We start from the raw sequence: 21,149 nt of genomic DNA on the forward strand, positions 1-21,149 counted from the left end.
GTAGATGGCAAAACCGGCTTCGTGTGCTGTCCGAAAACAAAAAGAATCGCGGCACTGGCCAGTGCCGCGATTCGATGTTCATGCTGTGGCCGGGGATCCGGTCCGAGTCCCGGTGCCTGGGGTCGGCTGGGGGAGGCTCACATGGGGTTCACACTAGGAAACTTCCCTTGACTTTCCTGACTCACGTAACGAGTCAGCAGCATTCCAGGCTGTAAGGGCGCAAGGGGGACGAAGCGGCGCTGGCGGCCGTAGCATTGATCCCTGCGGCGGTGGTAACCGCAACTAGGGTCGTAAGAGCAAGCATGATCAGGCGGCGTCGCACGGTGGGGCTCCCGTCGGGTCTAGAGGTTCTTGCATTTTTCCAGGGGGTGCTGGTGACCGGTCAAGATCTAGTGGGTCAGCGCATCAAGACCATCCGCCGACAGCGGGGGCTCTCTCAAGCGCAACTCGCACATCCTGAGCTGTCCGACAGCTATGTTTCCCTAATTGAGAGCGGTAAGCGTACCCCTACTCCGGCAGTTCTGGAGCTCCTGGCTCAAAAACTCGACTGTTCTCTCACTTATCTCGTCAACGGCGTCACCGCCGAACAGATGGAAGAGATCGAGGTCGGCCTGCGATTCGCGCGGCTGGCGCTGGAGAACGGCGAGGCCCAGGAGGCCCGCCGCCGCTACACCGAACTTCTCACCGACACCAGCCTCACCGGGCTGGCCCAGCTCCGCCAGGAGGCCGAATACGGCTGCGCCCTGGCGACCGAGTCGTGCGGCGACCGAGCCGAGGCGATCCGCCTGCTGAAGGGGCTGCGCGCCGACACCGAGCGGCCGATGACGGTCGAGTGGCAGGTGGCCGTCGCGGTCGCGCTCTGCCGGTGCTACCGCGACGAGGGCGAGCTCGGCGAGGCCGTGCGGGTGGGTGAGGCGCTGCTCGGCGGGAACTCCCGCCCCGCCTGGACCGACGCCCTGATCGAGCTGGGCTCGACCCTGCTCTCGGTCTACCGCACCCGCGGCGACCTGCTGCGGGCCCGCCACTTCGCCTCCGAGCTGCTGTCGGCCGCCGAGCTCCTCGGCACCCCCCGCGCCATCGTCGCCGCCTCGTGGAACGCGGCGTTCGTCGCCCAGGAGACCGGCCGCGGCGAAGAGGGCATGAGCCTGCTCGAGCGGGCCATGGCCATCCAGTCGGAGAACGGCGGCGACCCCCGCAACCTGGCCCGCCTCCGGGTGGCCTACGCGACCATGATCGTCCGCACCCGCGCCACCGACGTCGAGGCCGGCCGCGACCTGCTCCTGCGCGCCCTCCGCGAGCTCGGCGAGTCGTCGGCCTCCGTGCTCGACAAGGCCCGCTGCAACATCGAGCTGGCCCGCGCCGAGCTGGCCCTGGGCCACCCGCGCGAGGCCGTCCAGTACGCCCGCATCGCCGACGAGGCGCTGCGCGAGTCCGGCGGCGAGCACTGGGCCGACGCCAACCTCGTCCAGGGGCAGGCCCTCCTGCTGCTCCACGAAGACGAGGAGGCCGCGGTGGCGCTGGGCAACGCCAGCGAGTCGTTCGACCCGGCTCCGATGCGCCGCAGGGCCCAGAGCTGGATGACCGTGGCCGAGGCCTACGACCGCCTCCACGACCATGACCAGAGCATCCTCGCCGCCCAGAAGGCGCTGGCCTGCGTCGGCCTGTGACCTGTGTCTCCTGCGCGTGATCCCCGTCTTCGCCTGGCCGGTGAAGGCGGGGATTCGCGCCTGATCATCCAGGCCGGGGTCGCCTGGGGCACAGAGGAGGCCGACGGGCCGGTCGTCCGGGAACGGGCTCACGGTGAGACCACCGCCCCGCGTCGGTAGCCTTAGGGCGCCATGAAGAGTTCACCGATCGTCGCCGTTCTGGCCGTCGTCGCGGCACTTCTGCTGCCCTCCGCGCCGGCCGCCGCGCACACCTCTCTGCGCAGCAGTGATCCCGCCGAGAACACGCGGGTCACCGCGTTGCCCAGGGTGACGCTCGAGTTCAGCGAGTCGGTGCGGTTCCCCGCCGTCGTGCTGACCGGGCCCGACGGCGAGCGCTACGAGAACGGGAAGCCCCGGGTCGACGGGCGCAAGGTCCTCCAGGACGTCGGGCCCGCCTCGGCGCTGCCCTCCGGGGCCTACACGATCGCCTATCGCGTCGTCTCCCGTGACGGGCACCCCGTCGAGGGCGAGATCCCGTTCACCTACGCGCCGGTGTCCTCCGTGCGGGGGGCGGTTCCGGCCACTCCGCAGCCGGTGCAGGCCGCCGCCGCGCCCACCGAGAACGCCCCCGGGAACACCGTCGCGCCCGCGGAGGACGAGCAGATTCCCGCCTGGATCTGGATTGTGATCTTCGGGATCGCCGGCATCGGGATCGGCATGGCCTTCAGTATGCGTAAGAAGCCATAATGGCCGGAATGTCCGATGGGAAGGCCGCCCGGATGAACCGTACCGTCCGGCTCGCGATCGCGGGCGGGTGCGCCGCCGCCGGGGCGCTGGTTGTCGGCATGGTGGCGGGGGGCGCGGCCACGCCGCGGGTCATCCCGGGGCTGCCCGACGAGGGCACGCTCACCCGGTGGATGGTCCCGGTCTCCAAGCTCGGCATGGACGTCGCCGGGCTGGTCACCGTCGGGCTCCTGCTCATGGCCGCCGCGCTGCTGCCCTCCGACAAGGGACTGCTCGGCAAGACCGCCCTCGGCCACGTCAAGGCGGCCAGCTGGTCGGCCCTGGCGTGGGGCGGGGCGGCGGCGCTCAACCTCGTCTTCGGGCTGTCGCAGTCGCTCGGCCAGCCGGTCGGCGTCGTGCTCGACGGCAATCAGCTGACCAGCTACGCGGGGCAGACCCCGCAGGGCATCGCCCTCACGCTCGTCGTGCTCTTCTCGGTCTCGATCGCGCTGTTCGCGCGGGGGGCCATCACCGTCGGCGCGGCCGGCGGGCTGCTGGTGTTCTCGCTGGCCACGCTGCTTCCGCCGGCGCTGACCGGGCACTCCTCCAGCGCGCCCAACCACGGGCTGGCGACCACGTCGGTCGCCTTCCACCTGCTGTTCCTGGCCCTGTGGGTCGGCGGGCTCGGGCTGCTCTGCTACCACGCCCTGCGTGGCGGTGACCGGCTCTCGACGGCCGCCGATCGCTTCTCCCGCATGGCGTTCTGGTGTTTCGTCGGGGTCGGCCTGTCGGGGCTGGCGTCGGTCGCGGCCCGCATCGCCTCGGTGTCGGCGCTGTTCACCTCCGCGTACGGGGTGATCCTGCTCCTCAAGATCGTCGCGTATGCCGTGCTCGGCGGCGTCGGCTGGTGGCACCGCAAGCGGACCCTGCCCGATCTGGCCGCCGGGCGGCCCGGGGCGTTCGTCAAGCTGGTGCTGGGCGAGATCATGCTGATGGCCGGCACCGTCGGCATCGCCGTGGCGCTCGCGCAGACCGCCCCGCCGCCCGTCGAGACGCTGCCCACCGACCGGGCCTTCGACCTGCTCGGCTACGTCATGCCGCCGCCGATCTCGTTCACCAACCTGCTCACGCTCTGGTGGTTCGACCTCTTCTTCGCTGTGATCGCCGCGGTCCTCGGGGGCCTGTACGCCGCCGGGGTCGTCCGCCTCGTCCGCCGGGGCGACAAGTGGCCGCTCGGGCGGTCGCTGGCGTGGGGCCTGGGGATCCTGATCCTCGTGCTGACCACCCAGAGCGGCGTGGCCCGCTACGCGCCGGTGCTGTTCAGCGTCCACATGACCGAGCACATGATCCTCTCGATGCTGGTGCCGATCTTCCTGGTGCTCGGCGCCCCGGTCACGCTGGCGCTGCGGGCGCTGAAGCCCGCCGCGCGACGGGGCGACCGGGGGCCGCGCGAGTGGATCACCGTCGTCCTGCACAGCCGGGTCGCCAAGTTCGTCGCCCACCCGGCCATCGCGACCGCCCTGTTCGTCGTGTCGACGTACGCGCTCTACTTCACGCCGCTGTTCGAGTCGGCCATGGAGGAGCACCTCGGGCACATCGCCATGTCGCTCCACTTCCTGCTGGTCGGCACCCTGTTCTTCTGGGTGATCGTCGGGGTCGACCCGGCGCCGAACCAGCTGCCCTACTTCGGCCGCCTGCTCCTGCTGTTCGTCACGATGCCGTTCCACGCGTTCTTCGCGATGGCGATCATGAGCATGGGCAGCGTGCTGGCCGCCGACTGGTACGAACAGCTCGGCCGCACGTGGGGGGCGTCGTCGCTGTCCGACCAGAACACCGGCGGGGCCATCGCCTGGGGCTTCGGCGAGATCCCCACGCTGATCGTGCTCATCGCGCTGGCCATCCAGTGGTGGCGGGCCGACGAGCGGGTCGCCCGGCGCCAGGACCGCAAGGCCGACCTGGTCGCGGCACGTACGGGCGGCAGCGGCGACACCGAGCTCGACGCCTACAACGACTATCTGGCAAAGCTCAACAAGCGTGACCAAAAGCGGTAGCGGGCATCACCATCTGGGTTCGGCAAACCCTAAGCAAACGGCAACCGTTCCTTGAGTCTCACCCGTTAGCGTCGCCGGTGAAGATCAGGGGAGTTGGAGAGCTTTGTCCGAAGAACTGCGGCTGCGCGAGGGCGGCGGGCTCAAGCCCGCCCTCGAGGAATACCTGGGCGACTGGTCGGTCAGGACCGGCATCGCGGTCGAGACGTGGGCGCTGCCCGACGCGCCGCTGCCGTGCGCCGTCGTGCGGGGGGTCTGCGCCGTGGTGACCGAGGCGCTCACGAACGTCGAACGCCACAGCGGCGCCCGCCACGTCGCCATCGCCGTCACGGTCGGCGACACGGGCCTGCGCATGACCGTCAGCGACGAGGGCGTCGGCTTCTCCGAGGGCACCACCGGCCGGGGGCTGGCCGCCATGAAGGCGAGCTTCGTCGAGATCGGCGGCACCCTGTCGATCAACAGCGTGCTGGGCTCCGGCACGACGCTGAGCGGCGTCGTGCCGAAGCGGGCGCTCAGGGGAGCGTGAGGATCTCCACGCCCGAGTCGGTGACCAGCACGGTGTGCTCGAACTGGGCGGTGCGCTTGCGGTCCTTGGTCACGGCCGTCCAGCCGTCGGACCAGATCTCGTAGTCGATCGTGCCGAGGGTCAGCATCGGCTCGATCGTGAAGGTCATGCCCGGCACGAGCGTCACCGCGAGCGACGGGTCGTCGTAGTGGGGGACGATCAGGCCGCTGTGGAACGAGTGGGCGATGCCGTGGCCGGTGAAGTCGCGGACCACGCCATAGCCGAACCGCTTCGCGTAGGCCTCGATCACCCGGCCGACGATGTTGAGCTGCCGGCCCGGGGCGACGGCCTTGATCGCGCGGTTGGTGGCCTCGCGGGTGCGCTCGACGAGCAGGCGCGACTCGTCGTCGACGTCGCCGCACAGGAAGGTCGCGTCGGTGTCGCCGTGGACGCCGCCGATGAAGGCGGTGATGTCGATGTTGACGATGTCGCCGTCGTTGAGGACCGTGTCGTCGGGGATGCCGTGGCAGATGACCTCGTTGATCGAGGTGCACAGCGACTTGGGGTAGCCGCGGTAGCCGAGCGTCGAGGGGTAGGCGTCGTGGTCGAGCAGGAACTCGTGGCCGATGCGGTCGAGCTCGTCGGTGGTCACACCCGGCGCGACGTGCTTGCCGACCTCTTCCAGAGCCTGGGCGGCGATCCGCCCGGCGATCCGCATCTTCTCGATCGTCTCGGGGGTCTGCACGTCTGACGCGCCGCGTTTCGGCTCCTTCTTCCCCACGTATTCCGGACGCTCGATGTGCGCGGGAACCTTGCGGGTGGGCGAGATCCGCCCGGGCCGGAGCAGTGTCGTCATGCGCGCAAGTCTATGTGCGCGCGGAAGGGGCAAGATGGCCGATGTGAGCGAGCAAAATGGACACTGGTGGTTCTGTCTCAAGCACATGCGCGTCGAGGGCGACCAGGGGTGCCCCAACAAAGACCGCATGGGGCCCTACGACACCGAGGCCGAGGCGGCCAACGCGCTGACGACGGCCTCGGCCCGCAACAAGGCCTGGAAAGACCAGGACAAGGACTGGGACGACGACTAGATCCGGGGCGCGTGGCCGGGCCGGGATCGTTCTCAAGCCGACTTCCGTTACGGCTCCGCCTACCCCGGCCCCGGCCGCCGTCCATCCGCGGCGCCGCACCCGGCACTCCCCGGCCGCGCCGCTTCGTCGCCGCGACGGCCCGGAGGCCGGGCGCTCCCCGCTGACGTGTTCAGACCACCGCGTAGGCCCGGACCGGGAAGGTGCCCATCCCCGCGACCAGGGGCGGGGCCGCGTGGAAGCGGAAGCCCGACGCCGGGAGCGACCCCAGGTTGGTGAGGTGCTCGACGATCGGGATGCCCGCGCCGAGCAGGGTCGTGTGGGCCGGGCGGTCGCCCTTCGGGGGAGTGGCGTCGATGTTGAACGAGTCGATGCCGACCAGGACCGCGCCGCCCGCCACGAGGGCCGCCGAGGTCTCGGCGGTGAGGTGGGGGTGGCCGGAGAAGTAGGCGTCGGTGCCCCAGTGGGTGTCCCAGCCGGTGTGGAAGAGGACGGCCTTGCCCGCGACGTCGAGGTCGCCCGGCAGGTCGACGCCCTTCACGACCACGCCGTCGAGGTCGGCCAGCTTCTCCAGGGGGAGCCCCGACAGGTCGGCGCCGTCGGCGAAGCGGTGGTGGGGGCTGTCGAGGTAGGTGCCGGTGTTGGCGGCCATCGTGATCGTGCCGATGAAGAACTCGGTGCCCTCGGCGTAGAGGTCGCGGGAGGCCTCCCGGCTCAGGTGCACGCCCATGACCGGCGCGGGGATCCCCGGATAGGTGATCATCCCCTCGACGATGCGGTGGCTCAGTTCGATGAGGCTCATGACTTCCGTGCCGCCCTTCGCGCGATGAACCGGCTGAGGGTGAGAACGCCGATGGCGCTCCACACGATGTTGAGGATCGCCGACGGCCAGGCGCCGTGATATCCGCTGTTGATCGCCAGGGCGGCCGCGCCGCCGAGGTTGATGGCCTGGTAGGCCAGACTGTCTCCGGTCATCCTGGACGTGGAGACGAGGCCGTAGGCGATGAGGAGGGCGATCGCGCCGAGTGTGCCGATCGCGGTGATGAACGTTGACATTTGCCCCTCATGTTCGCGGTATGTCCATTTGAAGGGCAAGTGAAGAATTCTTAAGCGGCCAATAAGCTTCTCTACATGGAAATCGATCCCCGACGGTTGCGGATCCTCCATGAGGTCGCCCGTCGCGGTGGCGTGATGAAGGCCGCCGAAGCGCTCCACCTGACTCCGTCGGCCGTCTCCCAGCAACTGGCCCAGCTCGAACGCGAAGTCGGCCTTGCCCTGCTCGATCGCTCCCAGCGCCGCATCTCCCTGACCCCGGCGGGGCGGGTGCTGTCGGCGTACGGCGAGCGGATCGAAGAACAGCTCTCCGAGGCGCGCAACGAGCTCAACCGCTTCACCGAACGCCTGTCCGGTCCGGTGACCATCGCGGCCTTCCCGACGGTGATCAGGCACCTGCTGGTGCCGGCGCTGCGGGTCCTCGCCGAGCGGCATCCCCGGATCGTCCCGGTGATCCACGAGGTGTACGGCAGCGACGCCCTCCAGGAACTCCGCCTGGGCGCGGTCGACCTGGTGGTGACCGAACGCGACATGAGCACCCCCGCGCCGTCGCTCCCGTCGATGACCCGGCACCGGCTCTACGACGACGAATACCGGATCGTGGCCCCGCCCAGCCTCGACCACATCCCCGCCGACGTGTCTGAACTGGCCGACCTGCCGTGGGTGGCGGGGGTGTCGTTCCAGGCGTGCGGCGCGGCCCTCGAACGGCTCAGCCAGCTCCACGGCTTCGAGCCGCGGCGCACCCACGTCATCTCGGAGTTCCCGCCGGTGCTCAGCCTGGTCGCGGCGGGGCACGGGGTGGCGATCGTGCCCTCGCTCGCCCTGCTCGACTTCCCGCGTGGCGAGGTGGTGGTGACCGGGATCCACGAGGTGGGGTCGCGGCGGATCGAGGCGCTGACCCGCGTGAGCCGGACGCGGTCGGGGGAGCCCGACCCGGTGCAGGCGGTGGTCATCGAGGTGCTGCGGGAGGCGGCGGAGGAACTGACCGAGCGGGTGGCGATCCTCAGCGCCTCGCTGGAGGCCCATTGAACCCGCCGCGCCGGGAGGAAGGCGCTCTGCGGCCGGGGGCGGGCCTGCTCGCGCTCAATCCGGCACTCGTGGACCGCTGATTCTGTCCGCCAGGCGGGCCAAGCGTTCTCGCAGGCCCTTCCTCGGGGCCTCTCCGGCGGCCATGCTCACCAGGTGCTGGGCTCCGTCGAAGGTCAGCGGGGCGGTCAGCCGGGGGACGGCGAAGGCGTCGTGGGCCAGGGCCTCCAGCTCCGGGTCGCCGCCGTCGATGGCCAGGATGGTCGCGCCGGTCTTGCGGGCGTCGGCGACCCGTTCGAGCAGAGGCGCCGGGGCCTCGGTCTCCGACACCACCACCAGCGTCTCGCCCCGCCGCGCCTCCAGCAGGCGGTCGACGCCCACCCGCAGGTGCGGGGGTGCCGTGAGGTCGGGGGACCAGCGGACCAGCGTCGGGGTCAGCTGGGTCAGGCCCGACAGGCGGGCCTCGTCGGCCAGGTGGGCGGTCAGGTGCCACGGCTCGTCGTCGGGGGTCCCGGCGATCAGCAGGCCTCCGGGGGAGCGGGTGGTGCGCATCGCCCTGCCGAGGGCGCGGGCCCGGTCGGGCCATTCGGTGGAGTCGAGGGCCTCGCGGAGGAGGCTGACCGCTTCGGCGTCCATGGCGCCCATCGTGCCTCAGGGGGTGGGAGCGCACGGGGCGCTTCTGTTTTTCCGGCCCCGGACAATTCGCCTGACTCGGTACTTGACTCGCGTCTACTCGCGGGTAACCATCGGCTCACGGCGCCGTCCCCCGAGAAGTGATCCCGTGAAGGGCGGCATGTCCCATGCGTCTTCGAGTCCGTGCAACCGTGCTCGCGATCGCGGCCCTCCTGCTCCCCCTCCTCCAGGTGCTCGCCCCCTCGGCCGCCCGGGCCGCCGCGCCCGGCGACGTCGTCGAGGCCACCCCGACCACCGTCTACCTCGCCCCCGGGCGGCTGCTGGAGGTGCCGGTCAGGGCCTGGCACCTCCGTTATCGGTCGACCTCGGCGGTCGGGGGGTCGAACGTCGTCTCCGGTACGTTGCTCGTCCCCAAGTCCGGATATTTAGGTAAACGTCCCATCGTCGGGTACGCCGTCGGCACCCACGGCCTCGGCGACCAGTGCGCGCCCAGCGCCGCCATGGCCAACGGGACCGAGCTCGAACTCGCCTTCGTCAGCCTCATGCTGCTCAAGGGCTGGGCCGTGGCGGTCACCGACTACGAGGGGCTGGGGACGCCGGGAGACCACACGTACATGGCGGGCAGGTCCCAGGCGCACGCGGTGCTCGACTCGATCCGGGCGGCCACCCGGGTGCCCGACGCGGGGCTGGCGAGCGGCGGGCCCGTGGTGATCATGGGGTACTCGCAGGGCGGCGCGTCGGCGGGGTGGGCGGCCCAGCTGCAGCCGTCCTACGCCCCCGAGCTGCGGCTGCGCGGGGTGGCGGCGGGCGGCGTGCCGGCCGATCTGAAGAAGGTCGCCGAAAACGTCGACGGCGGCGGCGACTTCGGGCTGGCCGCGGCGGCGGGCCTCGGGTTCGACGCGGCCTACCCCGAACTGCGGCTCGCCGACTACCTCACCCCCGAAGGGGCCGCCCTGTTCGCCGACGCCCGCGACGACTGCGTCGACGACCTGCGCGACAAGCTCGCCGGGCGGACCCTGACCGACCTCACCACCCAGGACGTCATGAACCGGCCCGACTGGTCGGCCCGCCTCCAGGAGAACCGCCTCGGCGCGACCAGGCCCTCGGTGCCGGTGTTCGTCTGGCACGGCACCGGCGACGAGATCATCCCGATCGGCGTCAGCCGCACGCTGCGCTCCGAGTGGTGCGCGAAGGGGGGCACGGTGACGTGGACGAGCGTCCCGGCGCCCAGCCACGTGCTGGGGGCGGTCGAGGGCGGGCCGCTGGCGATCGCCTGGCTGGCCGGGCGGGTGCTCGGCCTGCCGGCGTTCGGCAACTGCTGAGACGCGGGGATGACGTCGGCCGGACAGGGTGTTGTGCCTGGCATGATCGAGAACATGGCCGACCAACTTGAAGATGTGACGATCGCGATCCTCGGCGGGACCGGCGACCAGGGCAACGGCCTGGCTCGCCGGTTCGCCCTGGCCGGGCACCGCGTGCTCATCGGTTCCCGCAGCGCCGACCGCGCCCAGGCCGCCGCCGAAGCGCTGGCCGACGCGGGCCGCGTCGAGGGCGGCGCCAACGCCGACGTCGCCGCCGAGGCCGACCTGGTCATCGTCGCGGTCCCGTGGGACGGTCACAAGGCGCTGCTCACCGACCTGGCCGGCGTGCTGGCGGGCAAGATCGTGGTCGACTGCGTGAACCCGCTCGGGTTCGACAAGCAGGGCGCCTACGCGCTGCCCGTCGAGGAGGGCAGCGCGGTCCAGCAGGCCGCCGCCGTGCTCCCGGGCAGCCGGGTCGTCGGAGCCTTCCACCACGTGTCGGCCAAGCTGCTGCTCGACCCCTCGGTCGAGGCGATCGACCTCGACGTGCTGGTGCTCGGCGACGACCGCGAGGCCACCGATCTGGTGCAGGCGCTCGCGGCCCGCATCCCGGGCGTGCGGGGGATCTACGGCGGGCGGCTGCGCAACGCCCACCAGGTGGAGGCGTTCACGGCCAACCTGGTGGCGATCAACCGGCGCTACAAGGCGCACGCCGGCATCCGCGTCACCGACGTCTGAGCCGCCTCAGGCGTGGGCGACGAGCCAGTCGGCCACCGCTCCCGGCGCGACCACCTGGTGCAGGTGGTCGCCCGGGATCCGGGTCACCGGCCAGCCCCGCTCGTCGGCCTCCTTGGCCGTGCGGCCGTAGGGGCCGCTGAACCACAGGTACGCCCCGCGCACGTGGTCCCACGTGTGCGGGACGGGGATGTGCTGGCTGTAGTAGAGCAGCGGCAGGCGCGGCTGCTCGGCCACGATCTCGTCGCGGGTGCGCCGGTCGGGGACCAGCGCCGACACCATCTCCTCGGGCCACCAGTCGGTCCAGCGGGGCAGCAGGCCGTTCTCGTCGGCCATCGCGCCCAGGAACGTCAGATGGTCCGATTCGGCCGCCGGGATCGAGCCGCGCCGGGGCGGGAGGGCGGCGTCCACGAACAGCACCGCCGTCACCTGGCCGCGCAGGCGTTCGGCGACGAGGGGGACGTACAGGCCGGCGTTGCTGTGGGCCACCACGACCACCGGGCCGTCGGGGGCCGACACGGACACCTGGTCGACCACGCGCGGCCAGTAGGGCGGCGGGCCCGCCGTCACCTCGGTCAGCGAGGGGACCACGGCGCGGCGGCCGCGGGCGCGGAGCTCGGCCGCCACCGGGGTCCACGTGGACGGTCCGACCGCGGGGCTGTGCACGAGGAGGAAGGTGGCGTCCATGGGCACCAGCATTCACCCGTCGCGCCGATTTTGGGTGGCTTGTCCGCTGCCCGTGAACAATCTTCTAGACCACGAGGGTGGGCAGCGCCGGCCGGCGGCGGGCGCCGTTGTAGTCGTGCCACGCCGATTTGAGGCCCTCGACGCAGCGGGTCAGCTCGGCCTCGGGATGCACGAACGGCAGGCGCAGCATGACCTCGTAGCCGGTCCCGGCCGGGTCGAAGGCCGTGCCGGGCGGCACCGCGACCCGGTGCCGGGCCGTGAGCTGCGCGAACGCGCCCGCGTCGCCCCTCGGCAGGCGCACCCACAGCGTCTGCCCGCCCGCCACCGGCCGGGCCGACCACTCGGGCAGGTGCTCGCGCAGCAGTGACAGGAGGTGGTCGTGGCGGCGCTTCAGCACCGCCAGCCGGGCCCGCCGCACCTCGTCGGCCCGGTCGAGCAGGATCACCGCCGCGAGCTGGCCGACGGCGTCGCCGCCCAAGTCGTGGATGGCCCGCCGCCGGGCCAGGCGGGAGATCACCGGGGCCGCCGCCCTGATCCAGCCGACCCGCAGGCCGCCCCACACCAGCTTGCTGAGCGACCCCACCGTCAAAACCTGCTCGCCCCGGGCGTAGGCGGCCAGCGGCAGCGGCCGCTCGCCGTCGAAGCACAGCTCGGCCGGGACCGCGTCGTCGATCACCGGCACGTCGGCCTCCTCGGCCCACGCCACCAGCCGGCGCCGGGCCGGCGGCGGCATCACCCGTCCGGTGGGGTTGTGCGCGGTCGGGATCGTGTACGCCAACGCGGGCCGCACCGGCGCCGACCGTCCCCGGGGCTTCAGGACGCCCCATTCGTGCAGCTCGTCGAGGTCGCAGGCGTCGATCCTGGCCCCGGCGTCGAGCAGGATCTCCGAGGCCCCGGTGTAGGTCGGCGACTCCACGCGGACCGTGTCGCCGGGGGCGACGAACTGGCTCGCCAGCAGGGAGATCGCCTGCTGGCCGCCGTTGGTGGCGAGGATCTCCCCGGGCTCGGTCGGCACGCCGAGCCGGGTGAAGTGGCGGGCCACCGCGCGCCGGAACTCCGGCAGCCCGGCCGGGTGGTAGCCGATGTCATGGGGCAGCCGCGTCGCCGCCTCCTGGTAGGCCTCGACCAGCTCCGGCGGCGGCTCGACCGGGGCCGCGCAGGTCAGCAGGGTCACCCCGTCGGGCGGATCGAGCACGTGCAGCAGCAGCGGGTTGGTCCCGGCACCGGACGACCGGCTGACCGGCAGCTCCGCCTCGGCCACGCGCGTGCCGCTGCCCTGCCGCCGCACCAGGCGGCCCTCCTGCTGGAGCAGCTCGTACGCCGAGACGACCGTCCCCCGCCCGACCGCCAGCCGCCGGGCCAGCACCCGATCGGGCGGCAGCGGGGAGCCGGGGGCGAGCACCCCGTCGTCGATGAGGCCGCGTAATCGGGCGGCCAGCAGGAGATAGAGCGGGCCCCGCCCGGACGCCCAGCGCCCGAGCCAGCCGACGAGACGATCCTCCTCCGTCATGCCGACATCGTGACATTGGATCGGGATGCGAGCCAATTCACCGTGATTGGCTCTCCAACCAGTCCGCGCGAACCGTCATCCTTAGCTGTGTGACTGATTTGCGACCGGATACACGAGTTGTCCACCTTCCCAAGGTTCAGCCAGAAGGTAGCGCGCCGATCTCGACGCCGATCTACCAGACCTCCGGGTTCCTGTTCGACGACCCGGCCGTGTTCGCCGACGGCATGGACCGCCCCGACGGAGCCTTCGTCTACGGCCGCTACTCCAACCCGACCACTCGGGTGTTCGAGGAGGCCGTCGCCGGTCTGGAGGGCGGCGTCGCCGCCGTCGCCGCCGCGACCGGCATGGGCGCGATCAACACCATCTTCCTGGCCCTGCTCAGCCCCGGCGACCACGTGGTCGCGCAGCACTCCCTGTACGGGGGCACCGGCCACATGCTGGAAGAACTGGAGGCCAGATTCGGGATCTCGGTCACGTACGTGGCCGAGGACGACCCCGAGGCGGCCCGCGCGGCCTTCCGCCCGGAGACGAGATTCCTCTACCTGGAGACCATCGCCAACCCGATGACCCAGGTCGCCGACCTGCCCGGCATGTGCGCGGCGGCCCGCGAGGCCGGCGTCCCGGTGATCGTCGACAACACCTTCGCCTCGCCGATCGTGTGCCGGCCCATCGAGCACGGCGCCTCGATCGTCGTCCACTCCTCGACCAAGTACCTGTCGGGCCACGCCGACATCGTCGGCGGCATCTCCGTCTTCGCCGACCACGAGTTGCACCGCAAGGTGTGGAAGTTCCACTGCGGCCTCGGCGCGGCCCCCGACCCCTTCGCGTCGTGGCTGTCGCTGCGCGGCCTCCAGACCCTGCCGCTCCGGATGGCCCGCCACAACGAGAACGCCCGCATCATGGCGGCCCGCTTCGCCGAGCACCCGGCCGTGGCGGCGGTCCACTGGCCCGGCCTGCCCACCCACAAGTCCCACGCCCTGGCGACCAAGCTGCTGCCCGACTTCGGCGGGGTGTTCTCCATCGACCTCGCGGGCGGGCGGGAAGCCGGGGTGCGCTTCATGAAGTCGCTCAAGGTGGCGCTGCTCGCGCCCTCGCTGGGCGGCGTCGAGACGCTGGTCCTGCACCCGGCGTCCACGTCTCACCGCTCGGTCTCGGACGCGGCGCTGGCGGCGGCCGGGATCAACCCCGGCACGGTCAGGATCGCGGTCGGCATCGAACACCCCGAGGACCTGTGGGCCGACTTCGCCCAGGCTCTCGACCCTGCGCGATGATGGGCCGATGAGGCTCACGCGCGACGAAGTGATCGACGCCGCTTCGGCGATCGGCGGGCGCGTCAGGCGCACGCCGGTCGCCGAGGCCGCCCCCGGTGTCTGGCTCAAGCTGGAGTGCCTCCAGCACTCGGGCTCGTTCAAGGTCAGGGGCGCCTTCAACCGGATCCTCGCCGCCGACCTCCCGGCGGCCGGGGTGATCGCCGCCAGCGGCGGCAACCACGGGCTGGCGGTGGCGTATGCGGCGCGGGCGCTGGGGATCAGGGCGGAGATCTTCGTCCCGGAGGTCTGCGCGGCGGTCAAGATCGCCGGCCTGCGCGCACTCGGCGCCGAGGTCGTGGTGACCGGCGCCATCTACGCCGACGCCCTCGACGCCTCCCGCAAGCGCGCCGCCGAGACGGGCGCGCTGGAACTGCACGCGTACGACCAGCGCGAGGTCGTCGCCGGCCAGGGGACCCTCGCCCTCGAACTGGAGGAGCAGATCCCCGGCCTCGACACGATCGTGGTCGCGGCGGGCGGCGGCGGCCTGGCCGGGGGAGTGCGGGCGGCCTTCGGCGGCGAGGTCGTGGTGGTCGAACCGGAACTCATCCCGACGATCCACGAGGCACTGTCCGCGAGGCAGCCCGTGCAGGTGAACGTGTCCGGCGTGGGCGCCGACGCCCTGGGGGCCAGCCGGGCGGGCCAGATCGCGCTGGACGTGCTGCAGGACCGGGCGACGAGCGTGCTGGTGACCGACGAGGCGATCATCGAGGCCCGCCGGACCCTGTGGCGAGACCACCGCATCGCGGCCGAACACGCGGGCGCGGCCGCCTACGCGGCCCTGCTCTCCGGTGCATGGGAACCCGCGCCCGGCACCACGACGGCGATCGTGGTGTGCGGCTCGAACACCGACCCGGCGACCCTGGCCTGACCCACAGCCCGGGGCCGATCTCCCCCGGGCGGGTCCTCGTCGTCGCGGCGCGAGGTGGCGCGGCCGGTTGGCGCCGGTTGCGGTGGGAGGGCACTGCGGTGGGCGGGGCCGCTGTCGGCGGGGCCGTAACGGAGGAAGGGACCTCCCGGTCACCCCCGGCGGAGTCCTTGTCGCGACGGGGGTGACCGGTGAGGTTAGCTGTAGCTGTGCTCCTTGGCCGGGAAGGCGCCGGAGCTCACTTCATCGGCGAAGGCGCGGACGGCGCGGTCCATCTCGCCGTGGAGGTCGAAGTACTTCTTCACGAACTTCGCCGGGCGTTCGGTCAGGCCCATCAGGTCCTGCCAGACCAGCACCTGGGCGTCGGTGCCGGGGCCGGCGCCGATGCCGATCGTCGGGATCGACAGGGCGGCGGTCACGCGGTCGGCCAGGTCGGTCGGGACGCATTCGAGCACGAGGGAGAAGGCTCCGGCGTGTTCGAGGGCCTTGGCGTCGGCCATCAGTTCCTCGCCCGACTGGCCCCGGCCCTGGACGCGGTAGCCGCCGAACGCGTTGACCGACTGCGGGGTCAGGCCGAGGTGGCCCATGACCGGGATGCCGGCCGACACCAGGGCTTCGACCTGAGGGAGGACCCGGTGGCCGCCCTCGAGTTTGACCGCGTGGGCGCCGGCCTCCTTCATGAAGCGGGCTGCGGTCTCCAGGGCCTGCGCGGGGCTGGCCTGGTAGGAGCCGAAGGGGAGGTCGGCGACGACGAGGGCGCGGGATGAGCCCCGGACCACCGCCGCCGTCAGCGGGATGAGGTCGTCGACCGTGACCGGCAGGGTCGAGTCGTAGCCGTAGACGACCATCGCGGCCGAGTCGCCGACGAGCATGACCGGGATGCCGGCGTCGTCGAAGACGCGGGCGGTCATGGCGTCGTAGGCCGTCACCATCGGCCACTTCTCGCCGCTCGACTTGGCTGCCTGGATGTCGCGTACGGTCACCCGGCGGCCGGCGGCCCCACCGTAAAGTGCAGAGGACATGGCTACCTCCTGGTCTCGTGGCGCCCCTGTGGCGTCCCCGGACAGTCGCATCATCGCATGCGACTTCGGGATAGAACACCCCGCCCACTACCCGTAATCCGGTTCTGTCAGAAGCCGACCGCTTGGCACAATGCCATGCGGAGGTTGTAAGTAATGAAAACGGCGATTGAACCTTACCGGAGGCTCTTCGAGCTTCCGGGAGTCCCCTCTCTGGTGCTACTCGGGCTGCTGACGCGCATCCCGGCGACCGCGACCGGGCTGGTCCTGTGGCTGCACGCGGCCGACACGTTGAAGGTCTCCGGGCTGCAGGCGGGTGTGGTGAGCGCGGCCTCGACCGTCGGCATCGCGGTGGGCTCGCCGTTGCTCGGGAGGGTGGTCGACCGGCGGGGCGTCCGGCCGGTCGTGCTGGTGACGACGCTGGTCCAGGTGGTGTTCTGGCTGGTGGCGCCCGCGCTGCCCTTCGAGGCGCTGGTGCCGGCGGTGTTCGTGGGCGGTCTGCTCATGCTGCCGGTGTTCGGGCTGATCCGGCAGTGCATGGCGGCGACGGTGCCGAAGGACCGGCACCGGACCGGGTTCGCGCTCGACTCGATGTGCGTCGAGCTGTCGTACATGGTCGGGCCGGCCGTCGGCGCCGCCTCGGTGAGCCTGCTGTCGAGCGCGGTGGCGATGCGGGCCATCGGGGTCGGGTTCGCGCTGGCCGGGCTGGGGCTCTACCTGCTCGACCCGGCGAGCCGGTCGGCCGAGGAACTGGCCGAGGGGGACGGCGAGAAGGTGCCGACGCGGGCCTGGCTGAACGTGCGGGTGCTGACGATCTTCGGGGTGACCTCCGCGCTGACCTTCGTGCTGACCGCGACCGACCTGGCGATCGTCGCCACCCTCCAGCGCTCCGGCGACACCGCCTGGATCGGGCTGGTCATCGGCCTGTGGTGCTTCGCCTCGCTCGTCGGGGGGTTCGTCTACGGCGTGCTGCCGCGCGGGTTCTCGCCCCTGGTCATGATCGGCGGGCTGTGCGCGCTGACCATCCCGGTCGGATTCGTCGGGGGCGGCTGGTGGTGGCTGATCCCGGCGCTGATCCCCGGCGGCCTCCTCTGCGCGCCGTCGCTGTCGACGACGGTCGACTACGTCACCAAATCGGTCCCGGCCGCCGCGCGCGGGGAATCGATGGGCATGCACGGGACGTTCCTCACCATCGGCGTCTCCTCGGCCGGTCCGGTGGCCGGTCTGTTCATCGACGGGTGGGGCCCGAACTGGGCGTTCACCGGGGCGGGCATCATCGGGCTGGCGCTGGTGCTGATCGCGGTGCCGTTCTGGCGGCTCACTCCGCAACCCGTCAAGGTCCCCGCCTAGTTTTCGAAACGAGACCGTTGCGTATCGTTATTCGACGGGTGTACCTTTCGATACGAAACGACATCGTATCGAAAGTTATCGGGGGCATCCGTGGATGCACACTCGGGACACCCGCGCCGCTGGCAGATCCTCGGCGTGATGGTGTTCTCGCTGCTCGCGGTGGTGCTCGACCAGACGATCCTGAACGTGGCGATCAAGACGATCGCCGATCCCGTTCACGGTCTGGGCGCCACCCAGAGCGAGCTCGAATGGGCCATGAACTCCTACACCCTGGCGTTCGCCGGTCTGTTGTTCACCTTCGGCGTGCTGGGCGACCGGCTCGGCCGCAAGCGCATGCTGATGGCGGGCATGGCGCTGTTCCTGCTGGCCTCGGTGGCCAGCGGGTACGCGCAGGACCCCAACCAGCTGATCGCCGCCAGGGCCCTCATGGGCATCGGGGGCGCGGCGATCATGCCGGCCACTCTGGCGATCATCTCCAACGTCTTCCCCTTCCACGAGCGCGGCCGCGCCATCGGTATCTGGGCGGCCGGGGTCGGCATCGCCGTCGCCATCGGCCCCATCACCGGCGGTCTTCTCCTCGAGCACTTCTGGTGGGGTTCGGTCTTCCTCGTCAACGTGCCGATCGTGCTGGTCGGGCTGGTCCTCAACGCCATCCTGGTGCCCGACTCGAAGGACCCGCACAAGGCGAAGCTCGACCCGATCGGCGTGGTCCTGTCGATCCTCGGCCTGATCTCGCTCGTCTACGGCATCGTCCGGATCAGCGACCTCGGCACCGTCGTCGACGTGACCGTCATCGTGCCGGTCGCGGTCGGCGTGGCGATCCTCGCGGGGTTCGTCTGGTACGAGTCCCGCACCGACCACCCGGCCTTCGACGTCCGCCACTTCCGCAACCCGGCCTTCTCCACCGCGATCACCACGGTCGGCCTGACCTTCTTCTCGGCCATCGGCGTGATGTTCTTCATGGCCTTCTACTGGCAGATCGTCCGCGGCTACTCCCCGCTGCAGTCGGGCGCGCTCGTGCTGCCCTTCGCCGCCGGACAGCTGCTCTTCTCCCCGCGCAGCGCCGCCATGGTCGAGCGCTACGGCGCCAAGCTCGTCGGCACCGTCGCGATGAGCGTGATCACGGTGGTGCTGGGCGCCTACGTCTTCGTCGGCGTCGACACCCCCATCTGGATCCTGCTCGTGCTCGGCTTCGTCCAGGGCGGCGCGATGGCCAACATCCTGCCGCCCGCGACCACGGCCATCATGAACGCGCTGCCGCGCGAGAAGGCCGGTGTCGGCTCCTCGATGAGCAACGTGTTCCGCCAGGTCGGCTCGTGCCTCGGCATCGCGGTCCTGGGCGCGATCCTGTCGGCCAGCTACCGCAACGACATGGAGGGCGTGGCCGCCGCGCTCCCCGGCGACGTGGGCCACGTGGCCCAGGAGTCGATCGCCGGCGCGGCCGGGGTCGCCTCGGCCCTCGGCCCGCAGGGGACCACGCTGCTGCACGCCGCCAACGACGCGTTCGTCACGGGCGTCCACTGGGCGTCGGGCGGGGCCGCGCTGATGACCCTGATCGGCGTCTTCGTGGTGGCCCGCTGGATGCCCGGGAAGTCGGCGCCCACGGTCATCCCGGACCTGGTGAAGGCCGAAAGCGCCGTAGGATAAAAGACTGCCATGACGACCATTCAGGAATCCGCGGGGCGGGGGCGCCCCCGCAGCGAGCGCGCCGAGAAGGCGATCGTCGACGCCACCCTCGACATGATCGGTGAGGGCGTCACGGTGTCGGAGCTGTCGATCGAGGCGGTCGCCAACCGCGCCGGGGTCGGCAAGACGACGATCTACCGGCGCTGGGCGAACAAGGAAGACCTGGTGGTCGACTCGCTGGCCACGCTCCGGCTGCCCATGCCGGAGCCCGGCGGCACCGACGTGCGGGCCGACCTGATCGAATACCTGGAGGTCATGCGGTCGGAGTCGAGCGAGCTGCGGAACCGGTGCATCACCAACATCGCGCTCAACGAGGCCGACCGCTTCCCCGACCTCTACCGCCGGTTCCGCGAACTCGTCATCGAGCCGCGCCGCGAGGCCTTCAGGCAGGTCCTGCGGCGCGGCGTGGCCACCGGCGAGCTCCGCCCCGACCTCGACGTCGAGGTGGCGATGTCGATGCTGATCGGCGCGATGCTCTTCCACACGAAGATGTCGGGCCCGGCCTACCCGGTGCCCGACGACCTCGCGGTGCGGCTCGTCGACGAGGCGCTGCGCGGCTTCCGCTACGACGTCACCCGGAACGTGGCGTCCTGACGCTCGGTCGCCGTGCTGATCGGGTCGACGCGCAGCAGGTAGTCGTAGTGCCGCAGGTACCGCGTCGGGAAGTTGTACGACCGGAACGACGACCAGGTGCCGTCGGCCAGCCCGGCCACCCGATAGAAGGTGGCGTCGGCCCGGAAGACGGCCGAGCCGTCGTTGGGGTCGAGCCGCATCGCGTAGTCCCAGTGGCGCAGGTAGCTGCCGGGCCGGTTCACCGACTCGAACGACACCCCCGCCGAGTCGGCCAGGCCGGGCACCATGCGCCACAGCTGGTCCTGGTGCGGGTCGAACGGGTAGGGGTCGATGCGGCCCACCAGGTTGGCGTGCCGGGCGAAGCGGTCGGGGAAGTTGTACGACTTGAGCCTGACCCAGCTCGGCAGCCCCCACCGGGAGACCAGCGCGGTGTACTCGGCGTCGGTGATGCCCGCGATCGAGCCGTGCTTGGAGTTCAGCGGCGGGGTGTAGTCGCGCTGGCCGGCCACCGTCCAGGCGTTGGCGCCGATGTTCGACGACGTCCACAGGTAGTAGTCGTTGTTGACCGGGCTGAACGAGTCGCCCCAGAGCCGCCAGCCGCCCTCGTTGGTCTTCAGCAGCAGCGGCGCCTCGATGGAGTTGCCCTGGCGCAGGCCGCTCGTGTACGTCGTGAAGCTGTTCGGCTGGCCGGTCGACGACCGCGCGCCGTAGAGCAGCCCGTCGCCCAGGTTCTTGTAGTAGAGGTACGTCGTCGAGCCGTCGACGACGATGTCGCCGTCGAGCACGTTGAAGCTCGGGCTGAAGAAGGTCTGTTGCGCGCCGACCGTCTGGAAGTCGCCGGTGTAGTTGACCGCGAGGATGTCACGTCCGCCGGTGTTGAACGAGTAGACGATGCCGTACTGGCCGCGTGAGTTGTCGCGGAAGACGGTCGGGGCCCAGGTGTGGCCGCCGGTGGTGTGCATGCGCAGGCGGCGGTAGTTCGTGAACGACGTCAGGTTGACCGAGTCCCAGGCGTGCAGATACTGGCTGACCGAGCTGAAGTTGGTGCCCTTGAGGTCGGTGGCGATGACCACGAAGGTGCCGTCGACCTTGCGGTAGACCTGCGGGTCGCGCAGCCCCTGCTCTCCGGCGGTGGGGGTGACGACGGGGTTGTTCTGGTTGAGGGGCGACCAGTTGAGGCCGTCGCGGCTGACGGCCAGGTGGAGGCCGTAGTTGGAGGCCGACTGGTTCGGGGTCTCGGTGAAGTAGGCGAAGACGTAGGCGGTGTTGGCCGCCCACGCGGCGCGGGGGAAGGCGGCCACGCCGGTGGTGGCCAGGGCGGCCGTGGTGAGGGCGGTCTTGCCGAACTGCCTGCGGCTGAGGGACACGGGAGCGTCCTTTCTGGGGATGTTATC

At 71.2% G+C, this 21,149-nt stretch carries 21 protein-coding genes; 13 read left to right on the forward strand and 8 right to left on the reverse strand.

Annotated features, from left to right (window positions below):
• Positions 1 to 392: 392 nt before the first annotated feature.
• The 4 genes from FDA94_RS32005 to FDA94_RS32020 all read left to right on the forward strand — a co-directional run bounded on the left by FDA94_RS32005 (position 393) and on the right by FDA94_RS32020 (position 4,943).
• On the forward strand, positions 393 to 1,667 hold the full coding sequence (locus FDA94_RS32005) for a helix-turn-helix domain-containing protein (protein WP_246060260.1): 1,275 nt from the start codon (positions 393 to 395) through the stop codon (positions 1,665 to 1,667).
• 171 nt (positions 1,668 to 1,838) lie between these two features.
• Positions 1,839 to 2,393: a copper resistance CopC family protein gene (locus tag FDA94_RS32010; protein WP_137250800.1), complete on the forward strand. Its 555-nt coding sequence runs from the start codon at positions 1,839 to 1,841 to the stop codon at positions 2,391 to 2,393.
• An 8-nt stretch (positions 2,394 to 2,401) separates the two neighbouring features.
• Positions 2,402 to 4,420: a bifunctional copper resistance protein CopD/cytochrome c oxidase assembly protein gene (locus FDA94_RS32015; protein WP_246060258.1), complete on the forward strand. Its 2,019-nt coding sequence runs from the start codon at positions 2,402 to 2,404 to the stop codon at positions 4,418 to 4,420.
• Between the two features lie 103 nt (positions 4,421 to 4,523).
• Complete coding sequence (locus tag FDA94_RS32020) at positions 4,524 to 4,943, forward strand: sensor histidine kinase (RefSeq protein WP_137250801.1); 420 nt, start codon at positions 4,524 to 4,526, stop codon at positions 4,941 to 4,943.
• Here the strand turns inward: FDA94_RS32020 and map are convergent.
• Positions 4,930 to 5,778: a type I methionyl aminopeptidase gene (gene map / locus FDA94_RS32025; protein WP_137250802.1), complete on the reverse strand. Its 849-nt coding sequence runs from the start codon at positions 5,776 to 5,778 to the stop codon at positions 4,930 to 4,932. The two genes, FDA94_RS32020 and map, sit on opposite strands and share 14 nt — an antisense overlap.
• A 34-nt stretch (positions 5,779 to 5,812) precedes the next feature.
• On the opposite strand from map, the gene FDA94_RS32030 reads away from it, so the two are divergent.
• Complete coding sequence (locus FDA94_RS32030; RefSeq protein ID WP_137250803.1) at positions 5,813 to 6,010, forward strand: hypothetical protein; 198 nt, start codon at positions 5,813 to 5,815, stop codon at positions 6,008 to 6,010.
• Between the two features lie 169 nt (positions 6,011 to 6,179).
• On the opposite strand, the gene FDA94_RS32035 is transcribed toward FDA94_RS32030, so the two are convergent.
• Positions 6,180 to 6,809, reverse strand: coding sequence for a cyclase family protein (locus FDA94_RS32035; RefSeq protein WP_137250804.1), 630 nt, complete (start codon positions 6,807 to 6,809; stop codon positions 6,180 to 6,182).
• Entirely contained in the window at positions 6,806 to 7,063 is a 258-nt protein-coding gene (locus FDA94_RS32040; protein WP_137250805.1) for a CBU_0592 family membrane protein, read from the reverse strand. Before FDA94_RS32040 ends, FDA94_RS32035 begins: the two co-directional genes overlap by 4 nt.
• A 75-nt stretch (positions 7,064 to 7,138) precedes the next feature.
• On the opposite strand from FDA94_RS32040, the gene FDA94_RS32045 reads away from it, so the two are divergent.
• Positions 7,139 to 8,089, forward strand: coding sequence for a LysR family transcriptional regulator (locus tag FDA94_RS32045; protein ID WP_137250806.1), 951 nt, complete (start codon positions 7,139 to 7,141; stop codon positions 8,087 to 8,089).
• Between the two features lie 54 nt (positions 8,090 to 8,143).
• On the opposite strand, the gene FDA94_RS32050 is transcribed toward FDA94_RS32045, so the two are convergent.
• On the reverse strand, positions 8,144 to 8,722 hold the full coding sequence (locus FDA94_RS32050) for a hypothetical protein (RefSeq protein ID WP_170991222.1): 579 nt from the start codon (positions 8,720 to 8,722) through the stop codon (positions 8,144 to 8,146).
• Positions 8,723 to 8,910: 188 nt separating this feature from the next.
• Here FDA94_RS32050 and FDA94_RS32055 point away from each other — a divergent pair, with 188 nt between their 5' ends.
• Both FDA94_RS32055 and npdG read left to right on the forward strand, forming a co-directional pair.
• Positions 8,911 to 10,041 (forward strand): lipase family protein, encoded by a 1,131-nt coding sequence (locus FDA94_RS32055; RefSeq protein ID WP_212735602.1) that lies wholly within the window; start codon positions 8,911 to 8,913, stop codon positions 10,039 to 10,041.
• A gap of 42 nt (positions 10,042 to 10,083) precedes the next feature.
• Entirely contained in the window at positions 10,084 to 10,758 is a 675-nt protein-coding gene (npdG, locus tag FDA94_RS32060) for an NADPH-dependent F420 reductase (protein WP_425460188.1), read from the forward strand.
• A gap of 6 nt (positions 10,759 to 10,764) precedes the next feature.
• On the opposite strand, the gene FDA94_RS32065 is transcribed toward npdG, so the two are convergent.
• Positions 10,765 to 11,442: an alpha/beta fold hydrolase gene (locus FDA94_RS32065; RefSeq protein WP_137250810.1), complete on the reverse strand. Its 678-nt coding sequence runs from the start codon at positions 11,440 to 11,442 to the stop codon at positions 10,765 to 10,767.
• Positions 11,443 to 11,506: 64 nt separating this feature from the next.
• Complete coding sequence (locus FDA94_RS32070; RefSeq protein ID WP_137250811.1) at positions 11,507 to 12,952, reverse strand: aminotransferase-like domain-containing protein; 1,446 nt, start codon at positions 12,950 to 12,952, stop codon at positions 11,507 to 11,509.
• An 89-nt stretch (positions 12,953 to 13,041) separates the two neighbouring features.
• On the opposite strand from FDA94_RS32070, the gene FDA94_RS32075 reads away from it, so the two are divergent.
• Both FDA94_RS32075 and FDA94_RS32080 read left to right on the forward strand, forming a co-directional pair.
• Positions 13,042 to 14,223 (forward strand): trans-sulfuration enzyme family protein, encoded by a 1,182-nt coding sequence (locus FDA94_RS32075; protein WP_137250812.1) that lies wholly within the window; start codon positions 13,042 to 13,044, stop codon positions 14,221 to 14,223.
• A gap of 7 nt (positions 14,224 to 14,230) precedes the next feature.
• The gene (locus FDA94_RS32080; RefSeq protein WP_137250813.1) at positions 14,231 to 15,130 is read left to right on the forward strand and encodes a serine/threonine dehydratase; all 900 of its coding nucleotides are present in this window, start codon (positions 14,231 to 14,233) and stop codon (positions 15,128 to 15,130) included.
• Positions 15,131 to 15,324: 194 nt separating this feature from the next.
• On the opposite strand, the gene panB is transcribed toward FDA94_RS32080, so the two are convergent.
• Positions 15,325 to 16,149 carry a 3-methyl-2-oxobutanoate hydroxymethyltransferase gene (panB, locus tag FDA94_RS32085; RefSeq protein ID WP_137250814.1) on the reverse strand — a complete coding sequence of 275 codons (825 nt, stop codon included), beginning with the start codon at positions 16,147 to 16,149 and terminating at the stop codon, positions 15,325 to 15,327.
• A gap of 213 nt (positions 16,150 to 16,362) precedes the next feature.
• On the opposite strand from panB, the gene FDA94_RS32090 reads away from it, so the two are divergent.
• From FDA94_RS32090 to FDA94_RS32100, 3 genes are all read left to right on the forward strand, one after another.
• A complete protein-coding gene (locus tag FDA94_RS32090) occupies positions 16,363 to 17,496 on the forward strand; it encodes an MFS transporter (RefSeq protein ID WP_246060259.1) in 1,134 nt (377 codons plus the stop codon).
• A 90-nt stretch (positions 17,497 to 17,586) separates the two neighbouring features.
• On the forward strand, positions 17,587 to 19,143 hold the full coding sequence (locus tag FDA94_RS32095; protein ID WP_137250816.1) for an MFS transporter: 1,557 nt from the start codon (positions 17,587 to 17,589) through the stop codon (positions 19,141 to 19,143).
• 9 nt (positions 19,144 to 19,152) lie between these two features.
• Positions 19,153 to 19,776 carry a TetR/AcrR family transcriptional regulator gene (locus FDA94_RS32100; protein WP_137250817.1) on the forward strand — a complete coding sequence of 208 codons (624 nt, stop codon included), beginning with the start codon at positions 19,153 to 19,155 and terminating at the stop codon, positions 19,774 to 19,776.
• Here the strand turns inward: FDA94_RS32100 and FDA94_RS32105 are convergent.
• Positions 19,746 to 21,122: a glycoside hydrolase family 43 protein gene (locus tag FDA94_RS32105; protein ID WP_137250818.1), complete on the reverse strand. Its 1,377-nt coding sequence runs from the start codon at positions 21,120 to 21,122 to the stop codon at positions 19,746 to 19,748. The two genes, FDA94_RS32100 and FDA94_RS32105, sit on opposite strands and share 31 nt — an antisense overlap.
• Positions 21,123 to 21,149: the final 27 nt, after the last annotated feature.

Origin of the sequence: Herbidospora galbida (assembly GCF_005233835.1) — a bacterium.
In the GTDB taxonomy this organism is placed as follows: Bacteria; Actinomycetota; Actinomycetes; order Streptosporangiales; family Streptosporangiaceae; genus Herbidospora; species Herbidospora galbida.

Coding starts and splice junctions, on each gene's coding strand:
- FDA94_RS32040 (WP_137250805.1), bottom strand. CDS start 7,063: ATGTCAACGTTCATCACCGCGATCGGCACACTCGGCGCGATCGCCCTC.
- FDA94_RS32010 (WP_137250800.1), top strand. CDS start 1,839: ATGAAGAGTTCACCGATCGTCGCCGTTCTGGCCGTCGTCGCGGCACTT.
- panB (WP_137250814.1), bottom strand. CDS start 16,149: ATGTCCTCTGCACTTTACGGTGGGGCCGCCGGCCGCCGGGTGACCGTA.
- FDA94_RS32100 (WP_137250817.1), top strand. CDS start 19,153: ATGACGACCATTCAGGAATCCGCGGGGCGGGGGCGCCCCCGCAGCGAG.
- map (WP_137250802.1), bottom strand. CDS start 5,778: ATGACGACACTGCTCCGGCCCGGGCGGATCTCGCCCACCCGCAAGGTT.
- FDA94_RS32050 (WP_170991222.1), bottom strand. CDS start 8,722: ATGGACGCCGAAGCGGTCAGCCTCCTCCGCGAGGCCCTCGACTCCACC.
- FDA94_RS32070 (WP_137250811.1), bottom strand. CDS start 12,952: ATGACGGAGGAGGATCGTCTCGTCGGCTGGCTCGGGCGCTGGGCGTCC.
- FDA94_RS32045 (WP_137250806.1), top strand. CDS start 7,139: ATGGAAATCGATCCCCGACGGTTGCGGATCCTCCATGAGGTCGCCCGT.
- FDA94_RS32015 (WP_246060258.1), top strand. CDS start 2,402: ATGTCCGATGGGAAGGCCGCCCGGATGAACCGTACCGTCCGGCTCGCG.
- FDA94_RS32065 (WP_137250810.1), bottom strand. CDS start 11,442: ATGGACGCCACCTTCCTCCTCGTGCACAGCCCCGCGGTCGGACCGTCC.
- FDA94_RS32030 (WP_137250803.1), top strand. CDS start 5,813: ATGGCCGATGTGAGCGAGCAAAATGGACACTGGTGGTTCTGTCTCAAG.
- FDA94_RS32035 (WP_137250804.1), bottom strand. CDS start 6,809: ATGAGCCTCATCGAACTGAGCCACCGCATCGTCGAGGGGATGATCACC.
- FDA94_RS32080 (WP_137250813.1), top strand. CDS start 14,231: ATGAGGCTCACGCGCGACGAAGTGATCGACGCCGCTTCGGCGATCGGC.
- npdG (WP_425460188.1), top strand. CDS start 10,084: ATGATCGAGAACATGGCCGACCAACTTGAAGATGTGACGATCGCGATC.